The following is an 18442-nucleotide window of genomic DNA, read 5'->3' on the forward strand; positions in this document are numbered from 1 at the left end:
CCCGGATGGGATCCAGGCCGGCGACCCGGAAACCACCATCCTCACGGGCTGAGACCCGCGACGACATGAACGGCACAGCAGCGGCGGCTGCCCGCGATCCGAACCCGCCCTGATCGCGGGTGACCACACCTGCCGCCGACCCGTGGGGCCGGACCCCGATGCCGTTGGGCTGTCCAGATGTCCATCGGTCCAGATGTCCGCCAACCCGATGCCTGTTCCGGCGCGCAGACGTCTGCCCGCCCGACGTCTGCCAGCCTCGCGCTGCCCGCCACGAAGTCTGTCGGGCTCCGCCGCCGGGGGCCGGCTCGTTCTCGGCCTGGGCTCATCGGCCGCCGGCCCACTGTTCATACGTCCCGGCCTGTTTCGTGGGTCGGCGTGATTTCGGATGCACGGAGCCTGAGTCGACCACAAGTCGGGAACAAAGGTGACGAAAGGTATGAATAGGCTTATTTCGGGCGCGACCCCATTCCGCAGGGACGGATTCTGGAGGCCCCATGGACTCGATGAACCCGCTTGATCCGACAGATCCAACTGGCCCGACCGACCCGACCGACCCGACCGACCCGACAGATCCGGCTGACCCGACGGCCCCGACGGAACCGATCGACCTCCCGGATCTGACCGGACTGACGGACTCGATCGACCTGACGGATTCTGCCGATTTGATCCGACGGTCGGGCTTCAACCCGATCGACCCCGTGGAGGACTCCCGAGGGGAAGGAAACGGCGAAGGGGGCAGAGACGGCGCGGAAGACGGGCTCCACATCGCGCTGGTGGCACCCCCTTGGTACGACATCCCGCCGAAAGGTTACGGCGGCATCGAGTCGATGACGGCCGACCTGGCACGGGGCCTGATGCTGAGGGGCCATCGGGTGACGCTGATCGGCGCGGGCGGCGGCGTCGACCTGCGCACCTATGAGAAACCGCCCTCGGAGCGCATCGGAGAGGCCGTCCCCGAGATGGTTCACGCGGCCCAGGCCGAGCGGTACCTCGACGAGATCGAGGCCGACGTCATTCACGACCACTCGCTGGCCGGTCCCCTTGGAGCCCGCGGCAGAGGCGCGCCGACGATCGTCACCTGCCACGGGGAGGTCACCGGCGAGTTCGGGCGGTTCTACCGCTCGCTCGCGACGACGGTCTCGCTCGTGGCCATCTCCTGGGCGCAGCGGGCCCTCGCGTCCGACCTGAACTGGATCGGCAGGGTCCACAACGCTGTCGACGTGGGCACCTTCCCGTACCGGGACCGCAAGGACGACTGGGTTCTGTGGCTGGGGCGGTTCAGTCCCGACAAGGGGGCCCACCTCGCGATCGAGGCGGCACGGGCGGCCGGCCGTCGCATCCTGCTGGCCGGCAAACGGACCGAGCGTGCGGAGCAGGCCTACTTCGACACCCATATCGCGCCTCTTCTCGGCCCCGGCGTCGAATATCTGGGCGAGGTCGGCGCCGAGTTCAAGCGTGAGCTGCTGTCCAAGGCCCACTGCCTGGTCTTCCCCCTCCAATGGGAGGAGCCGTTCGGGATGATCATGATCGAGGCCATGGCCTGCGGCACGCCCGTGGTGGCGTTGCGGCGGGGGTCGGTGCCCGAGGTCGTGGTCGACGGCGTCACCGGATTCGTCCGCGACTCCGTGCAGGAGTTGCCCGCCGCGATCGAGGAGGCGGCCGGGCTGGACTTCGCCGCCGTCCGGGCCCACGCCGTGAGGCGTTTCGACGTCGCGATGATGGCGCGGGGATACGAACGCGTCTACCGCAGGGCCATCGCCCGTGCCCAGACGTGTGGGCGTCGGCACCTGCTCCCGCTGGCCCGCTGATCTATGGTGTTACGGTCTCGGCCTGTCACGGGACCGGGCCGGCGCAGTAGGGCGCGGAAGGGCGAGGATGGTCATGGGTGAGTTCGTCAGCGTGGAGATCGTGGATCGGATCGCGACCGTCCGGCTCGACCGGCCGAAGATGAACGCGCTGAACCGGCAGGTTCAGGAGGAGATCGCCGAGTCCGCCCGGCTCGTCGACGCCGACCCCGGCGTGCACGCCGTGATCCTCTACGGCGGCGAGCGGGTGTTCGCGGCGGGCGCGGACATCAAGGAGATGGCCGTCATGTCCTATGCGGAGATGGCCGTCCACTCCGGGGTCCTGCAGGACTGCTTCACCGCGGTGGCCAGGATCGGCAAGCCGGTCATCGCCGCGATCACCGGGTACGCCCTGGGTGGCGGCTGCGAACTCGCCCTGTGCGCCGACTTCCGGGTGGCGGGGGAGAGCGCCAAGCTGGGCCAGCCGGAGATCACCTTGGGCATCATCCCGGGGGCTGGAGGCACCCAGCGGCTGCCGCGGCTGATCGGCCCCTCCCGGGCCAAGGACCTGATCTTCACCGGGCGGCACGTTGACGCGGCGGAAGCTCTGTCCATCGGCCTGGTGGACCGTGTGGTGCCGGACAGCGAGGTCTACACCGCGGCGCTGGAACTGGCCGCGACCTTCGCGGAGGGTCCTGTGGCGGCCGTGCGGGCGGCCAAGCTCGCGGTCGACCACGGACTCGAGACCGACCTGGACACCGGTCTGGAGATCGAGCGGCTTCAATTCTCCGGACTGTTCGCCACGGAGGATGCCAAGGAGGGGATGACGGCCTTCGCCGAGAAGCGCAGACCCACCTTCACCGGCCGGTGAAGGTGGGTCTGCCGGATTGTCTCTTACGGGATAGCGCGTGATGAATTGCGGCTATCGTTGCGATCCATGATGCGGTTCGTGCGTGTGCTGGTTCCGGTCCCGGCTCGCCGGGCGGTGAGGTCTCGGCTGGACGCGAGATATGTCACCAGGGCCGGCTTGCGGGAGAGCGTGGAGAAGTCCCGGGCGGATCTCCGTAAGACTCGAGAAGACCTCCGTAAGACCCGCGAAGATCTTCGCCAGACCCAGGAGGAACTCCGGGCGTCCGTGCAGGAGGGGAAGGGCGCATCCCAGGAGATCCGGAAGCTCGGACAGGAGTTCAAGGCAGAGCGCAAGAAGGACGCGGCTCACCTTCAGGACATGACGAATGGCCTGCGGCAGCTCGAGGCCCTCGTCCAGGAGGTCACGGCGTTGCGCGCCGAGGTCCGGCAGTTGCGGCAGCTCAAGACGGCCGTCACCAAGGCCGGTGAGGCGGCCGCGACGGGGCACCAGTTGGCGCTGCAGACCGCGGAGGCGCTCGACCACGTGCTGCAGAACGAGGCCCGAGTGTGGCAGGCCGTGGACGGTCTGACCGAGCGGACCGCCGCCACAGATCAGTGAGGTAGGTAGAAGGTATGCGCGTTAAGTGGACCGTCGCCGACGACGTCTGGAACCTGACCTTCCTGCTCGACCCAGAAGACGAGATCACTGGGAACTGCAGCGACGGGGCGGCCCTGGAACTGCGCACGAACTCCTGCCAGATCCGGCTCCCGAAGGGGGCGACCAACGGGGCGAACGTCCATCCGGACCTCCTCGCGGTGGCCGCGTGGACCGTGGTCGCGCCGTGGACCAGGCAGAAGGTGACCTTCGACCGGCCGATCTCCCCCGCGCTCGCGGAGGTGTTCCGTACTCACTGGAACGTGGACGCCGGCCCGGTCGGCGGGGACCCCAGGTCGGGGACGAGGCTGGGCATCTCCTACAGCGGCGGCGCCGACTCGATGGCGGCCGCGGACATGTTCCCCGACGCGCCGTTCATCCATTTTCAGCGGATCAGTCATCCCCGGGTGCCGAACCGCTGGTCGTTCTACCGTTCCGACGTGCTGGCGGGCCTCGCCCAGGAGACCGCCCGGGAGACCGGACGCGAAGTCACGACGGTGCAGTCCGACCTCGAGTTTCTGCTCCGCCTGCCGCGGCCGGGGTATCCCGAGCACCACGCAGTGACGGTCGGAGCCCTCCTCCTCGCGGACGAGCTGGACCTGGGCGGCATCGCCCTGGGCTACGAACTCGGCTCGCGCTGGCTCGGCGGAGATCGCTACACCCATCGCTACAGCCCGGACAACCCCATGTGGTCGGCGGACGGGAAGTGGGGGCGGCTGATGTCCGCGGTCGGGCTGCCGATGGTCCTGCCGGTCGGAGGTCTCAGCGAGCCCGTCACGATGCGGATCGCGATGGAGTCCGACCTGGCCCCCTACGTCCGCTGGTGCCTGCGCGGCGACAGGTCCGGGCCGTGCCAGAAGTGTGCGAAGTGCCTGCGCAAGGAACTGATCCTCGCCGCGGTGGAGCGCCGTCCGCTGCGGACGGCGCTGTCGGCCGACAGCACGCCTGCCCGTAAGTGGCAGGAGCCCCCGCCCTACGGAGGCCAGGAGACGATCGAGTACGGCTGCGCGCACGTGCCGGGCATCGAGCACACGCCGTTCGCCAAGGCCGCCGCGCACCTCCAGGCGACGGAGGAGTCGACGCGCTGGCTGGAGCACTGTTACGCACCGGCGATCGCGGAGATCCCCGAACGGTGGCGTAAGCAGGTGGACGCGTACATCGCGGACAAGGTCGGCTTGATGACCGAGGACGAGGTGCGGCGGGTGGAGACCTGGGGGACGCGATGAAGCTGTACGTGTCGGTGGACATGGAGGGTGTCACCGGCCTGACCGATCCCGAGGAGATGCACGCGGGCGGCCGCGGGTACGAGCGCGGCTGCGAGCTGATGACCGGCGACGCCAACGCCGTCGTCGAGGGGGCTTTCGACGCGGGCGCCGACACGGTGCTGGTCAACGACGCGCACGGATCGACCAAGAACCTGCGGATCGACCTGATCGACCCGCGTGCCTCACTGATCAGAGGGCCGGGCAAGCCGCACCGGATGGGCCAGGGCCTGTCGGGCGACTTCGACGCGGCCTGCTTCGCCGGGTATCACGCGCGTGCCGGTGTCCAGCACGGCGTGCTCAACCACACATGGATGGGCAAGGAGATCCACGACGTCTACCTGAACGGCGAGATCTGCGGCGAGACCAGGCTGGTCGCCGGCCTCGCCGGCTCGCTGGGCGTGCCCGTCGTCCTCGTCACCGGTGACGAGGCGGCGTGCGAGGAGGCCCGGGAGGTGCTCGGCGACGTCGAGACGGTCGCGGTGAAGAAGGGCATCGACAGGTTCTCCGCCGAACTGCTGCCGCCCAGCGTCGCCCAGGCCCGGATCCGTGAGGCCACGGCCAGGGCCCTCGGCCGGCTGTCCGACTTCCGGCCCTATCCGGTGAGCCCGCCGTACACGCTGGGCGTGGAGTGGAACTCGACCGCCATCGCGGCGGGCTGCGCGATCGTCCCCGGGACGAGGCTGGTCGGGCCGAGGCACACCGAGTTCACCACAGACGATTATTGGGACATCATGTCCCTCTTCGGTATCTTCGCCACCATCGCTGGCCGGATCGCTTGCGGCAGCGGGGTGTACGGCTGATCGCTGCGCGGGTCGCGTAACGCGTTTGGGCCGGTCGAATGTGGAAGGCATAAATGATCACGCTTGCCGGTGTGACTGGTGGGGCTGGATGTGCGGGATTGGCATGCATGATCGCGTGCGATGAGGGGCCAGGCCGGCAAGGGCGTTCCGAGGCCCGCGCATGAGCGAGGGGACGATCTCACGACGGGCCCTGCTGGTGGGGCTCGGCGTCGCAGGCGGAGCGGGAGCCATGTACGCGGCCATGGGCGCCCTCGGCCTGGCCCCCGATCGGCACACGGATGATTACGCGCCGCCCCAGCGCTCCGACTTCGCGCTGAAGGGCAGGGCCGCCGCCAAGGTCGTGATCCTTGGCGCAGGCGTCGCCGGCCTGGCGACGGCGTACGAACTGGGGAAGGCCGGCTACGACTGCACCGTGCTCGAGGCGCGGGACCGGGTCGGCGGGCGCAACTTCACCATCCGGGGCGGCGACCGGGTACCGGAACTGGACGGCGAGACGCAGGAGGCCCGGTTCGGCGACGGCGTCTACTTCAACGCCGGCCCGGGGCGCATCGCCCAGTGGATGGTCACCCTTGACTACTGCCGTGAACTGGGCATTCCCGTCGAGGTGTTCGTCAACGACAACCCCAACGCCTATCTCTTCAACCGCGGCATGACGACGCCCGTCCGCTTTCGTCAGGCACGCGCCGACACCTACGGCTATGTGAGCGAACTTCTGGCGAAGGCCACCAACGCGGGCGCGCTCGACAGGACTGTCACCCGATCCGACCGGGAGGTGCTGCTCGACTTCCTCTCCGCATTCGGGGCCCTCGGCGACGACGACGTCTACCGCGCCTCCGAGCGCCGGGGCTACCAGACGAATCCGGGAGTCGACGCCGGCACTCTCCTCGGCCCGGTGCCGTCCTTCTCCGAGACACTCCGCTACGGTCTCGGCCGCACGGTGGCCTTCCCCTTCGGCTACGAGCAGGCCATGCCGATGTTCCAGCCCGTCGGCGGGATGGACGCCATCGTGAACAAACTCGCCGACGCGGTCGGCAGCGACCGGATCCAGGTCTCGACGCGGGTAACGAAGATCACGAACCTGCCCGACGGCGTCGAGGTGGTGCACAGCGGCGGATCGATCAAGGCGGACTACTGCGTCGCGGCGCTGCCGCCGCACATCCTCGCCCGGATTCCCGGCAATCTCAGCCCGCAGGTGGTCGGCGCGTTGCAGTCCCCCAAGCCGCTGTCGGCGGGCAAGATCGGCCTCGAGTACCGCCGGAGATGGTGGGAGACGGACGACCGCATCTTCGGGGGCATCACCGAGACCAATCTCGATATCACGCACATCTGGTACCCGTCGTACGGGTTCAACGGCACCCGCGGACTGGTGGTCGGCTACTACAACCTCGCGGCGGCCGCCGACTCCTACGCGGCGATGAAGCACGTCGACCGGCGGAGCAGGGCCATCGAACAGGGCGTGCACATCCACGGCGACAAATACCGGACCGAACTGCTGAACAGCGTTTCCATCGCCTGGCGCAGGCAACCGCACATCGAGGGCGCGTGGGTGGAGTGGCCCTCGTACGGCGCCGCCTTCAAGCTGCTCCAGGAGCCCGCCGGCCGGGTCTATTTCGCGGGCGACTGGCTCACCCACCTCATCGCCTGGCAGGCCGGAGCCTTCGACTCCGCCCGTAAGGTGGTCACGCAACTGCACCAGCGTGTGTTGAAGGAGGGCTGAGATGCCGCTCGACTGGACTCCCGCCGTGGACAGGCTCGACCTCGTCGCGGACCCCGTGGCCAAGGCGATCTCGCAACCCGGCTTCCCGTTGTCCGGCGAGGCTCTCCGGGTGGCGGAGATCGACCCGGAACTGGCGGACACGGCAGCGTTCTGTGAGCGGTACGGCGTCGCCCTGGAGGACTCGGCCAACTGCGTGATCGTGGCGGCCAAGCGGGGCGGGGAGACCCGCTACGCAGCCGTCATGGTCCTGGCGACCGATCGTGCCGACGTGAACGGGATCGTCCGCCGGCACCTGGACGCCAGGAAGGCGTCGTTCGCCCCGCAGGCGGACGCCGTGGCGATCACCGGGATGGAGTACGGAGGCATCACCCCCGTGGGGCTTCCCGCCGACTGGCCCGTTCTCGTTGACGAAAATGTGACTCGCCGTTCATCCGTGGTGATCGGGAGTGGCGTGCGCCGTTCCAAGCTGGGGCTTTCCGGTGCGGCCCTGGTCGAGGCGACCGGTGCGGAGGTCATCGCCCTCACTCTGTGACCGTTCTTGGGAAACCACTTACCATTTTGTGGCGTTGTGCTTACTAGGAATGTGGCGCGATGGTTCACTCATGGACGGTGTTTTAGTCGGTATGGTGCTTAGGCCATGAATCAGGACGACCGACTGGGCCCATACCGGCTGCTGAAGCGGCTCGGAGAGGGCGGCATGGGCGTGGTGCACCTCGCCCTCGACGCCCGCGGGAGGCAGGTGGCCGTCAAGGTCCTGCGCCCGGAGGTGGCGGGCGACGACGTCGCGCGCAGAAGGCTGTCGCGTGAGGTCGAGACCATGCGCAGGGTGCGCGGCTCGCACATCGCCGAGGTCGTCGACGCCGACGTGACCGGGCGGCGGCCCTACATCGTCACCCGCTACGTTCCCGGCCGCGCCATCGACGAGATGGTCAAGCAGGACGGCCCGTTCTCGCTCGACGTCCTCCTCAAGGTCGGGCGCGGCGTCGCCGAGGCGCTGACCGCGGTGCACGCGGCAGGCGTGATCCACCGCGACCTGAAGCCCGGGAACGTGCTCATGCTCGACGACGAGCCCGTTCTGATCGACTTCGGCATCGCCCAGGCGGTCGACGCCACCCGGCTCACCCAGACCGGCATGTTCATCGGCACCCCCGGCTACCTGGCGCCCGAGATCATCGAAGGCCAGGAGGGCGGCCCCGAGGTCGACGTGCACGCGTGGGCGGGCACGCTGCTCTACGCCGCGACCGGCCAGCCGCCGTTCGGCAAGGGCACGCTGGAGATGATCTTCTTCAACATCACCTCCGGCAAGGCGAACGTCGAGGCCGCACCCGAGCCGCTCCGGCCCGTCCTGCGGGCCGCGTTCCATCGGGACCCCGCCAAGCGCCCGTCGGCGGCCGAGTTGCTCCAGTGGACGGACCGCCTGACGCCGCGTCGCACCGGATACACCGCTCCCGACGAGATCTCCACCGTGGCGGAGGTCGACGAGGCGGCCCGGTGGGACAGGACCGGCGCCTCCCTGCCGTCCGGCGTCTCCAATCCCGCCGCCCCCGCCCCTCACGCCGCTCCTCCCGCTCCTGTGGCGCAGCCCGGATACGCGAGACCCGCTCCGGCGGCGTCCGGCACGCCCGCCGGGGAGTTCGTGTCGCTTCTCGACGACGCCCCCGCGAAGGGCCCCGCCCAGCACGGCGGCGACCCCTTCCCCACCGTCCGGGTGACGGGGGAGGACCTGCGCAGGGCAGGCATCCCGTCCGGCCCGTCGAGCAGACCTCCGGCGGAGGGGGACATCCCCACCAGGAGGGTCACCTCGGAGGAACTCCGCGAGTCGGCCATGCCCGGCCAGGCCTTCCACGAGCAGGCTCCCGGGTTCGCCCAGCCGCAGACGTACGACCAGACGCCGCGGGTGCAGCAGCCGCATCCCGCACCGTTCCTTCCGACCGTCCGCGTCCCTCCGCGGGACGTGCCCCCGCCGCACGGCGTCCCTCCGTACCGGCCGGCGCCGCATGCGACGTCCCCGGCCATGGGCGCGGCGGGCATGGCAGGCATCGGCCCGGCGGGCATGGCGGGCACGGCGCCGTCCGCGCATGCCGCTCCGGTGACGGCGGGCGCCCCGTTGCAGCGATCCAAGGCGTACGGCGTGGCGAGCACGATGTTGCTGATCGCCATGACGGGCCTGGCGGTGATCGCGCCGGTGCGGGTGTGCCTGGTCGCCCTGCCCGTGGTCGTCCTGCTGAGGGCCGCCGACTTCGCGCAGGCGCGGCTGAGCAGGAAGAGGCCGGCGGGCGCCGCGGCCGCGGACGTCGTCCGCGTGCTGGCGGACCCGGCCGCGCTGATCAAGTCGATCGGCGTCACGGCCCTGCTCGTGCCGCTCGCCGCCGTGCCGGCGACGTTCGTGACGGTGCTGCTCGCGCTCCTGGCGCGATCGATGACCGTTTCCGCCGCGGTGAGCTGGGGGGTCGCCGTAGGCTTGCTGATCGTCTGCGCGGGTCCGGGAGTACAGGCCCCCGGCCGGCAGATGCGGCGCATGCTCGCCTCGCTGGCTCCGGGCGGCCCGGCCGCGGCGAAGCTGGCATGGGGCGCCGGCGTCCTCGCGACCCTGGTGGGGCTGGTCGCGCTCACCAGCGTCGTGGGTAGACCAATGGCAGGGCACTTGTGGGGTTCGGTCGACGTTCAATCAGTGCAACAACGCCTGACGGAGCTTCGCGGGACGGGGTATCGGTGACGGGGGACGACATGTCGGCTACTGAGGCTCCGGAACGGATCGGCCCCTACCGGCTGTTACGCCAACTGGGCGAGGGCGGCATGGGAGTCGTCCACCTCGGGCTCGACGTCGAGGGCCGTCAGGTGGCCGTCAAGGTCCTGCACCCACACGTCGCCTCGGACCTCAAGGCGCGTGACCGCCTCACCCGCGAGGTCGAGACCATGCGGCGCGTGCGGAGCAGGCGGGTGGCGGAGGTCCTCGACGCCGACCTGACCGGCGCCACGCCGTACATCGTGACCAGGTACGCGCCCGGCCGGACGCTGGAGCAGGCCGTGCAGGAGGACGGGCCGCTGCCGGACGGGGAGATCATCCGTCTCGCCCGCGGGTTGTGCGAGGCGCTCGCCTCGATCCACGCGGCCGACGTCATCCATCGCGACCTGAAGCCGGCGAACGTGATGCTCGTCGGCGGCGAACCCCTCGTCATCGACTTCGGCATCGCGCATCTGGTCAACGCCACCCGGCTCACCCAGACGGGGATGTTCGTCGGCACCCCCGGATATCTGGCCCCCGAGATCATCCGTGACTCGGGGATCACCCAGGCGGCCGACGTGCACGCTCTGGCGGCCACGGTGTTCTTCGCGGCGACCGGCAAGCCGCCGTTCGGCACGGGCACGTTCGAGGCGGTCTGCTTCCGCATCCTCGAGGGCAAGGCGAACATCGACCAGGCGCCGGGCTGGTTGCGCGCCTGGCTCAGGGCCGCCCTGGCCACGGAGATCGGCGACCGGCCCTCCGCCGGGTCGCTTCTGAGGCTCACCCAGACGCTCGACCCCTCCGTGACCGTGCTGCACGAGAACGCGCAGGACGGCGGGACCAGGGTGCTCGGCGCGACGGGGGGCGGGCGCGTCACCGACGGGACGAGGATCCTCGACGACGACGTCACCTGGCCGGGCCGCGCGGACCGGCGGCAGGGCGTGGACGCCTCCGACGACAGCTACTCCGACCTGCTCCCCCCGGTGAACTACGTCAAGCCGGAGCGCCCGCGCCGCGAGCCGCCCGCGCCGCGCCAGGCGGCGTTCGCGCCGCAGCCGCAGGGGTACGGCCAGGCCCCGCCCGGCTACGGGACACCGCCCCAGCAGCCGCCGCCTTACCAGCCCGCGCCGTACCAGCCGGCCGCCTACCCGCCTCCGGCCGCCCAGGCGCCGCCGCCGCGTCCCGACCAGCGGGTGGCGGGATATCCCGACCCGCGCACGACCGCCGCGCCGCCCGGCCAGGGCGCGCCCGCGCAGGGCAGGCCGCAGGCGGGGGAGCAGCAGAAAACCCCCTACCGGGGCAGTCACCCGCTCGTGTCGGCCTTCCTGCTCGTCGCGCTGGTGGCCCTGACCTGTCTGCTGCCGGTGACCGTGGCCCTGATCGCCGTCGGCCTGTCGGTGTGCCTGCGCGTGACGCACTACCTGCTCGACGGCATCATGGAGCGGCGCTCGATCCGGGGCAGCAGCGGCGCCGATCCCCTCATCGCGGTGGCGGGCGCCCCGTGGGCGCTGATCAAGGCCGCGCTCGCGACCCTGGTGCAGGTGCCGCTCGCCGCGTTGTTCGGTGTGTGCGTGTGGGGCGGCTTCTACTACCTCGGGGATTTCAGCATCGACAGGTCGGCCGCGTACGCCGCCGCCGCCTTCGTGGCCGGGCTGTTCCTCCTGCCCGGAGGCGGCGCGCCCCGCAAGGCCGTCGCACGGACGCTGAGCTCCGCCATCCGCAGCCCGGGCGCCGCCATGGTCATCACGATCGCGGTGGGCGCGCTGGCGTTCTTCGCCGTGCTGACGGCGATGTCCGCGACCGCCTCGTGGGCGCCGTGGCGGGCGCCGTCGGGGGTCATCGAAAGCCTGCAGCAACAGGGCAGGGAGACCGTCGGCAACCTCGTGGGCGGGCTCGTCGGCGACCTTCTGGACAGACTCGGGCTCGGCTTTGTGAGCTTCTGGAACTGACGGGCCGGAACTGACGGGCCGGAACTGACCGGGGCCCATCGACGCGGAGGGAGCGGGATGAGTACGCAGGAAGACCTCGGCTCCTATCGTCTGCTCTCCCTGCTCGGCTCCGGCGGATTCGGCGAGGTGCACCTGGCCCTCGACGCGGGCGGTCACACCGTCGCGGTCAAGGTGCTGCATCCGCACGTGGCCTCCGACGCCTTCGCCCTCACCCGCCTCGCCCGCGAGGTCGAGACGATGCGCCGGGTTCGCGGCCCGCACATCGCCGAGGTCCTCGACGCCTCGCTGACCGGTCCGCGGCCCTACATCGTCACCCGCTACGTGCAGGGCCGCCCGCTCAACACCGTGATCGCGTCCGACGGCCCCGTTCGGGGCGACGATCTCGTACGGCTCGCGCGCGGGCTGTCCGAGGCGCTCACCTCGATCCACGCCGCGGGGGTCGTTCACCGGGATCTGAAGCCGGCCAATGTGATCATCTCCGACGGAGAGCCGTACGTGATCGACTTCGGGATCGCCTGCGCGCTCGAGTCGGCCTCCGTCACGGCGTCGGGCGCCGTGGTCGGCACGCCCGGTTATCTGGCCCCGGAGGTGCTGGAGGGCCGCGACGCCGGTCCGGAGGCCGACGTCTTCGCCTGGGCCGCGACCATGGCGTTCGCCGCGGCGGGGCGGCAGCCGTACGGGACCGGACCTGCGGCGGCGGTCGCCTACCGGGTGGTCCATCGCGAGCCGGACCTGTCCGGCGTCCCCTCCTGGCTCGGCCCGCTGCTCGCGGAGTGCCTGCGGACCGATCCGGGAGCGCGGCCGACCGCGACGCAACTGGCCGCACGCCTCGGTGCGGCCGCGCCCGCTGTCGCCGAGGTCGCCGAGCCTCGTGGCTCGGGCAGGCGGGCCGCCGAGCCCCGCCCGCTCTACTCAGGCGACCTTCCGCCATTCAACGGTTACTCCGAGAGATACGCCGAGGGATACGCCGAGCCGGTCCCGCCGCGTGGACGCCCGCTCGACCACCGGGACGCCGAAGTGACCTCGGCCGGCAACGTCAACGAGGCACGTACCCAGGAGTGGCGGCCCGCCGCGAAGCAGCGATCGGTCGAGGACGCGCGGGCCCGGCACCGCCAGAAGCTCCACCGGCGCTGGGTGATCGGATCGAGCGTGGTCGTCGGCCTGTTCGCGGCGGCGGCCCGGCAGTACCTGCCCGAGGTCTCGCTCCTGCTGCTCGTGCTGTACGGCATAGGGGTCGTCGTCGACGTCACGTTCGGGCTGCTGGCGAGGTCGCGCTCCCGCGTGCTCGTGGACGTCATGGGCGGCGTCGGCGCCGTGGCGGTGTGGGCCCTGCTGAGCAGCCTGTTCAGCACGATGACGTTGCTGCTCGCCGTCGGCACCGTCCTGTTCCTGCTGATCGGCCTCGTCGTCGCGAGCTGACGGGCACCCGGCTGCCGCTTCTGGAATAAAGTTCGGTATCGTGGCGGGAGTGGACTTCCGGGTATGAGCACGGTCACGTCGCCCGTGACCGGAGGTTTGCGACCAAGCTACCCACGGGTAACATAGCGCCTGGGAACCAGGGAGGACTCCGGGACACCCACTGTCATTAGGCTTACGGGCTCCTGGCAGTCTTGCAAGACGTGCGCGTACCCCCACGGGCGCGTCCGATAAACCGCGGCGTCAGCCGTACGGAAAGGGGAGGTCGGCCACCGGCCATGAACATCGTCGTCTGCGTGAAGCAGGTCCCCGACACGGCGACCGAGCGCAAGCTGAGGTCCGATGACAAGACGCTCGACCGCGACGCCGCCGACGGCGTCGTCAACGAGCTCGACGAGTACGCGGTCGAGGAGGCGCTGCGGCTCAAGGAGGCTCACGGGGGTGAGGTGACCGTCCTTACCATGGGCCCGGCCAAGGCCACCGAGACCATCCGCAAGGCGCTCGCGATGGGCGCGGACAAGGCCGTCCACCTCAGCGACGACGCGTTGCACGGGTCGGACGCCCTGTCCACCTCCTACGCCCTGGCGGAGACGCTGAAGAAGATCGGCTTCGACCTGGTGATCCTGGGTTCGGAGTCGACCGACGCCCGCACCGGCGTGCTCGCCGCGATGCTGGCCGAGCGGCTGGGCGCGCCCCAGCTGACCCTCGCCAACAAGGTCGAGGTGGACGGATCGGCGATCACGATCCAGCGGGTGACCGACTACGGCTACGACCGGGTCGAGGCGTCGCTGCCCGCCGTCGTGTCCGTGGTCGAGAAGATCAACGAGCCGCGGTACCCGTCCTTCAAGGGCATCATGGCCGCCAAGAAGAAGCCGGTCGAGTCGCTCGCCATCGGCGACGCGGAGATCTCGGCCGAGCAGGTGGGCCTGGCCAGCGCGTGGAGCGAGGTCGTGGAGTTCGCGGCCGCGCCGCCCCGCGCCGCGGGCACCGTGGTCAAGGACGAGGGCGACGGCGGCGTGAAGGCCGCCGAGTTCCTCGCGTCGAAGAAGTTCGTCTGAGGGGCCTCGAGATGAGTGAGATTCTGGTGCTCGTCGAGCACGCCGACGGTGACGTCAAGAAGGTCACCCTCGAACTGCTGACCCTGGCGCGGTCGCTGGGCGAGCCGTCAGCCGTCTGGGCAGGCCCCGGCTACACGGACGCCGCGAAGGCCAGGCTGGCCGAGTACGGCGCGGCCAAGATCTACGTCGCCTCGAGCGAGGAGATCGTGGACCACGTCGTGGCGCCGAAGGCCGAGTTGCTGGCCAAGCTCGTGTCCGACTCCTCGCCGGCCGCGGTGCTCGTCGCCGCCACGGCCGAGGGCAAGGAGATCGCGGGCCGCCTGGCCATCAAGACCGACTCCGGTGTGATCACCGACGCGGTGGGCGTGAGCGAGGGCTTCGTCGCCGACCAGTCGATCTTCGGTGGCGGCGTAAACGTGCGCAGCCGCGTGACCAAGGGGACGCCGATCGTGGCGGTCCGCCCGAACTCCACCGCCCCCGTCGCCGAGCCCGGCGCGGGCGCCGAGGAGAAGGTGGAGATCGCCCTGTCGGACTCCGCACGTGCGGCGAAGGTCGTCGAGCGGGTCAAGCAGGAGAGGGGCGCCCGTCCCGAGCTCACCGAGGCCGCGATCGTGGTCTCCGGCGGCCGCGGCGTCGGCTCGGGCGAGAACTTCGCGATCATCGAGAAGCTGGCCGACTCGCTCGGCGCGGCGGTCGGCGCGTCCCGCGCCGCCACCGACGCGGGCTGGTACCCGCACCAGTTCCAGGTGGGGCAGACGGGCAAGACCGTGTCGCCGCAGCTGTACATCGCGACCGGCATCTCCGGCGCCATCCAGCACCGGGCGGGCATGCAGACGTCGAAGACCATCGTCGTGATCAACAAGGACCCCGAGGCCCCGATCTTCGAGATCGCCGACTTCGGCGTCGTGGGCGACCTGTTCCAGGTCGTCCCCCAGTTGACCGAAGAGATCGAGAAGCGCAAGTAGTAAGCAGGTAGGAAACAGGCAGGACCCGGCACGACGGGAGCGGCGCCGCACGGCATGTGCGGCGCCGTTTTCGTGTGCCATCCCGCCGTACGGAGGTCCGGCCGCAGGGACGCCCCCCTGTCCCGGCAGGAGGGGACGTCCCGATTCCTCCAGGACGAACGTCATGTTCAGGCGGCCAGCGGCAGCTCTTCCAACTCCTCCAGTTCGAGCAGCGTCTCCGACTCGACGTCGACAGGGAGCGGCTTGGGCAGGAACCGCGCGGCGCCGGCCACGAACACGCCGAGCACGACCGCGGTCGCCATGGCGGTCCGCAGCGAGGTCAGCGAGGACAGCCCGCCGATCACGACCGGGCCGAGCAGCAGGCCCGCGTAGCCCATCGCGCCCGCCTGGGCGATCGCCGGACCGGGGTTCGCCGTCGCCGTGCCCGCAAGGGACAGGGCCATCGGCGAGATCGTCGCCACGGCCAGGCCGACGAAGATCATGGCGCCCACGGCGGTGAGGGCGGACGGGGCGGCGACGACGAGCAGGAACGTGGCCGCCGTCGCACCGCCGGAGAACAGGATCAGCCCGCGCGCGCCGTACTTGCCGCGGAGCCGGTCTCCGGACAGCCTGCCGAGCAGCATGCCGAGCTCGAACGCCGGGTAGCCGAGCGCGGCGACCGCTTCCGGGGCGCCGAGCGTGTCCAGGAGGTAGAGCCCGTTCCAGTCGGCCACGATGCCCTCGATCATGAACGCGCCGAAGGTGATCGCGCCGAGGAGGTAGATCACGCCGGGCAGCCTCTTCCGGGAGTGACCGGGCCCGTGCTCGGGCTCGGCGACCGGGTCCGGCACGTAGGTGCGGCCCAGAACCGCCACGACGGGCAGGGAGATCAGCGCGATCACCGTCAGATGGGCGGTGAGCGACAGGTCGGCGACGATGGCGACGGTGCCGACGAGCCCCGCCGAGATCGCGCCCACGCACCAGCCCGCGTGCATGCCGCTCATCAGCGAGTGGCCGTAGGCCTGCTCGACCGCCGAGCCCTGCGCGTTCATGGCGACGTCCACCGCGCCGAAGGTCATGCCGAAGACGGCGGTGGCCAGCACCATGAGCGGGAATGTGGGAGCGAGGGCGACGAACGCCAGCGAGACCGCGCAGAGGGGGGCCGCGATCCTGAGGACCGCGCGACTGCCGGCCTTCGCCATGATCACCCGCATCGCCTGCATGCTCAGCAGCGCGCCGACGCCCCACGCGAGCAGGGCGACGCCGACGGCGGACTCCGGTAAGTGGAGCCTTTCCGCCAGCGCGGGTAGGCGCACGGTGAACGTTCCGCACATAAGGCCGGCCAGGACGAACGTGAGGACGGCACCGTTGCGGGCCGTCCTCAGGGCGCGGGTCATCACGGGTTCCTTTCCAGGGTTTCCGGGTCGGATGATGCGGGCAGACAGAAGCCGGTCGCCCTGACCGGCCGTATTGCCGGAAGGGGCGACCACCAAAACGGGGGGAATCAGAGCAGGGCGAGCAGTCCCTGCCGCACCGCGGCGTAGTCGACGATCGCGGGACAGTGGGTGGCGACCTCCCAGACGCCCTCGCACGCCAGCCGTACGATCTGGGACGTCCGCGGATCGGGTTCGTCGTCCAGGCCGTGCCGATGCCAGCGGGCCATCGCCTCGCGCAGGGGCGCGAGGAGTTCCGGATCGCCCGCCGCCCCCGTGACCACGGCCCAGCGTCTCAGCCTGCCGCTTTCGATGGCCTCGAAGGTCGCCTTCAGATAGGCGCGCGTGTACGTGGATTCACGCTGAGCCTCGATCATCGCGTCGAACTCGCCGATAAGGCGTTCGATCATGGCTTTGATCAGGGCTTCCTTGTGCGCGAAGTGGTAGAGGAGACCGCCCTTGCTGACGCCGGCGCGCTCGGCCACGGCGGCCAGCGTGAGCCCCTGGGACCCCTGGTCCTCCAGCAGGCATTCCGCCGCGTCGAGTAGCTCGTCCCTCCTCATGGCACTTACTGTACCGTCTGGACGGTTAAGTAGCCAATTCGAGGATGGAGCGTCTCCCCACGCCGGATACGCTTGGTTGGCTGAGGTGGTAAGGAATCTGGAGGTCCTGTGGGAACTGCGTATCTGGACCATGCCTCGACCACCCCGATGCTTCCCGAGGCGATCGAGGCCATGACCGCGCAGCTGGGACAGGTGGGCAACGCCTCCTCCCTCCACGCGACCGGCCGGCGCACCCGCCGCGTCGTGGAGGAGTCCAGGGAGACGATCGCGAGCGCGCTGGGAGCCCGGCCGAGCGAGGTCGTCTTCACCGCCGGCGGAACAGAGGCGGACAACCTGGCGATCAAGGGGTTGTTCTGGGCCAGGAAGCGGCCGAGGATCCTCATCAGCGCGGTGGAACATCACGCGGCGCTCGACCCCGCCTACTGGCTGGCCGACAACCACGGCGCGACGGTCGAACTCCTCGAGGTCGACGAGTACGGGCGCGTGCATCCCGACACGCTTCGCGCCGCCATCGAGCGCGATCCCGCGGACGTCGCCCTGGTGAGCGTGATGTGGGCCAACAACGAGGTGGGAACCGTCCAGCCGATCCAGGCGCTCGCCGCGATCGCGCACGAGCACGGCATCCCGTTCCACACCGACGCCGTGCAGGCGGTCGCGCAGATGCCCGTGTCGTTCGCGGGGTCGGGCGTCGACGCGATGACGGTCTCCGGGCACAAGGTCGGCGGCCCCATCGGCGTGGGCGCCCTGCTGCTCGCCCGCGGGGTAGACCCGGTGCCGGTCCTCCACGGCGGCGGCCAGGAGCGCGACGTCCGGTCGGGCACGCTCGACGCCCCCGCCATCGCGGGGTTCGCGGCCGCCGTGCGCTCGGCCGTCGACCGCCGGGCCGACACCGCCGACCGGCTGTCCATCCTCCGCGACGACCTGATCAGCCGGGTGCGCGATGCCGTCCCCGATGTGATCGTGAACGGCCATCCCACCGAGCGACTGCCCGGCAACGCCCACTTCTCCTTCCCCGGCTGCGAGGGCGACGCGCTGCTGATGCTCCTCGACGCCAGGGGAGTGGAGTGTTCGACCGGGTCCGCCTGCTCGGCGGGTGTGGCGCAGCCGTCCCACGTGCTGCTGGCGATGGGACAGGACGGCGCCCGCGCCCGCGGGTCGCTGCGCTTCTCCCTCGGCCACACCTCGACCATGGCCGACGTGGAGCGGGTGGGCGAGGTCATCGGCCTGGTCGTGGAGCGCGCCCGCCGCGCCGGGCTCACCTCCGTCTCCAGAGGCTGAGCTCTC

At 70.6% G+C, this 18442-nt stretch carries 15 protein-coding genes; 13 read left to right on the forward strand and 2 right to left on the reverse strand.

Annotated elements, in window-relative coordinates:
* Positions 1 to 662 precede the first annotated feature (662 nt).
* The 12 genes from Pka01_RS25090 to Pka01_RS25145 all read left to right on the forward strand — a co-directional run bounded on the left by Pka01_RS25090 (position 663) and on the right by Pka01_RS25145 (position 15183).
* Positions 663 to 1808 (forward strand): glycosyltransferase family 4 protein, encoded by a 1146-nt coding sequence (locus Pka01_RS25090; RefSeq protein WP_239115282.1) that lies wholly within the window; start codon positions 663 to 665, stop codon positions 1806 to 1808.
* Positions 1809 to 1881: 73 nt separating this feature from the next.
* Positions 1882 to 2655 (forward strand): enoyl-CoA hydratase/isomerase family protein, encoded by a 774-nt coding sequence (locus Pka01_RS25095; protein ID WP_203885332.1) that lies wholly within the window; start codon positions 1882 to 1884, stop codon positions 2653 to 2655.
* Between the two features lie 78 nt (positions 2656 to 2733).
* Complete coding sequence (locus tag Pka01_RS25100; protein WP_203885333.1) at positions 2734 to 3252, forward strand: hypothetical protein; 519 nt, start codon at positions 2734 to 2736, stop codon at positions 3250 to 3252.
* Between the two features lie 14 nt (positions 3253 to 3266).
* Positions 3267 to 4514, forward strand: coding sequence for a DUF6395 domain-containing protein (locus tag Pka01_RS25105; protein ID WP_203885334.1), 1248 nt, complete (start codon positions 3267 to 3269; stop codon positions 4512 to 4514).
* Positions 4511 to 5353: a M55 family metallopeptidase gene (locus tag Pka01_RS25110; RefSeq protein WP_203885335.1), complete on the forward strand. Its 843-nt coding sequence runs from the start codon at positions 4511 to 4513 to the stop codon at positions 5351 to 5353. The genes Pka01_RS25105 and Pka01_RS25110 overlap by 4 nt, the downstream gene beginning before the upstream one ends.
* A 160-nt stretch (positions 5354 to 5513) precedes the next feature.
* Positions 5514 to 7070, forward strand: a complete 1557-nt coding sequence (locus Pka01_RS25115) for a flavin monoamine oxidase family protein (protein WP_203885336.1) — start codon at positions 5514 to 5516, stop codon at positions 7068 to 7070.
* A gap of 1 nt (position 7071) precedes the next feature.
* Positions 7072 to 7602 (forward strand): YbaK/EbsC family protein, encoded by a 531-nt coding sequence (locus Pka01_RS25120; RefSeq protein WP_203885337.1) that lies wholly within the window; start codon positions 7072 to 7074, stop codon positions 7600 to 7602.
* Between the two features lie 105 nt (positions 7603 to 7707).
* Positions 7708 to 9786, forward strand: coding sequence for a serine/threonine-protein kinase (locus tag Pka01_RS25125; RefSeq protein WP_203885338.1), 2079 nt, complete (start codon positions 7708 to 7710; stop codon positions 9784 to 9786).
* Positions 9787 to 9797: 11 nt separating this feature from the next.
* Positions 9798 to 11744 (forward strand): serine/threonine-protein kinase, encoded by a 1947-nt coding sequence (locus Pka01_RS25130; RefSeq protein ID WP_239115283.1) that lies wholly within the window; start codon positions 9798 to 9800, stop codon positions 11742 to 11744.
* 57 nt (positions 11745 to 11801) lie between these two features.
* On the forward strand, positions 11802 to 13163 hold the full coding sequence (locus Pka01_RS25135; RefSeq protein ID WP_203885340.1) for a serine/threonine-protein kinase: 1362 nt from the start codon (positions 11802 to 11804) through the stop codon (positions 13161 to 13163).
* 275 nt (positions 13164 to 13438) lie between these two features.
* Positions 13439 to 14218, forward strand: coding sequence for an electron transfer flavoprotein subunit beta/FixA family protein (locus Pka01_RS25140; RefSeq protein WP_203885341.1), 780 nt, complete (start codon positions 13439 to 13441; stop codon positions 14216 to 14218).
* An 11-nt stretch (positions 14219 to 14229) separates the two neighbouring features.
* A complete protein-coding gene (locus Pka01_RS25145) occupies positions 14230 to 15183 on the forward strand; it encodes an electron transfer flavoprotein subunit alpha/FixB family protein (protein ID WP_203885342.1) in 954 nt (317 codons plus the stop codon).
* Between the two features lie 167 nt (positions 15184 to 15350).
* Here Pka01_RS25145 and Pka01_RS25150 read toward each other — a convergent pair whose 3' ends face one another.
* Positions 15351 to 16559, reverse strand: coding sequence for an MFS transporter (locus Pka01_RS25150; RefSeq protein ID WP_203885343.1), 1209 nt, complete (start codon positions 16557 to 16559; stop codon positions 15351 to 15353).
* A gap of 107 nt (positions 16560 to 16666) precedes the next feature.
* Entirely contained in the window at positions 16667 to 17158 is a 492-nt protein-coding gene (locus Pka01_RS25155) for a TetR/AcrR family transcriptional regulator (RefSeq protein WP_203885344.1), read from the reverse strand.
* A 108-nt stretch (positions 17159 to 17266) separates the two neighbouring features.
* Between Pka01_RS25155 and Pka01_RS25160 the strand changes: the two genes are divergently transcribed.
* On the forward strand, positions 17267 to 18436 hold the full coding sequence (locus Pka01_RS25160) for a cysteine desulfurase family protein (RefSeq protein ID WP_203885345.1): 1170 nt from the start codon (positions 17267 to 17269) through the stop codon (positions 18434 to 18436).
* Positions 18437 to 18442 lie beyond the last annotated feature (6 nt).

This window comes from Planotetraspora kaengkrachanensis (assembly GCF_016862895.1).
Lineage (GTDB): Bacteria > Actinomycetota > Actinomycetes > Streptosporangiales > Streptosporangiaceae > Planotetraspora > Planotetraspora kaengkrachanensis.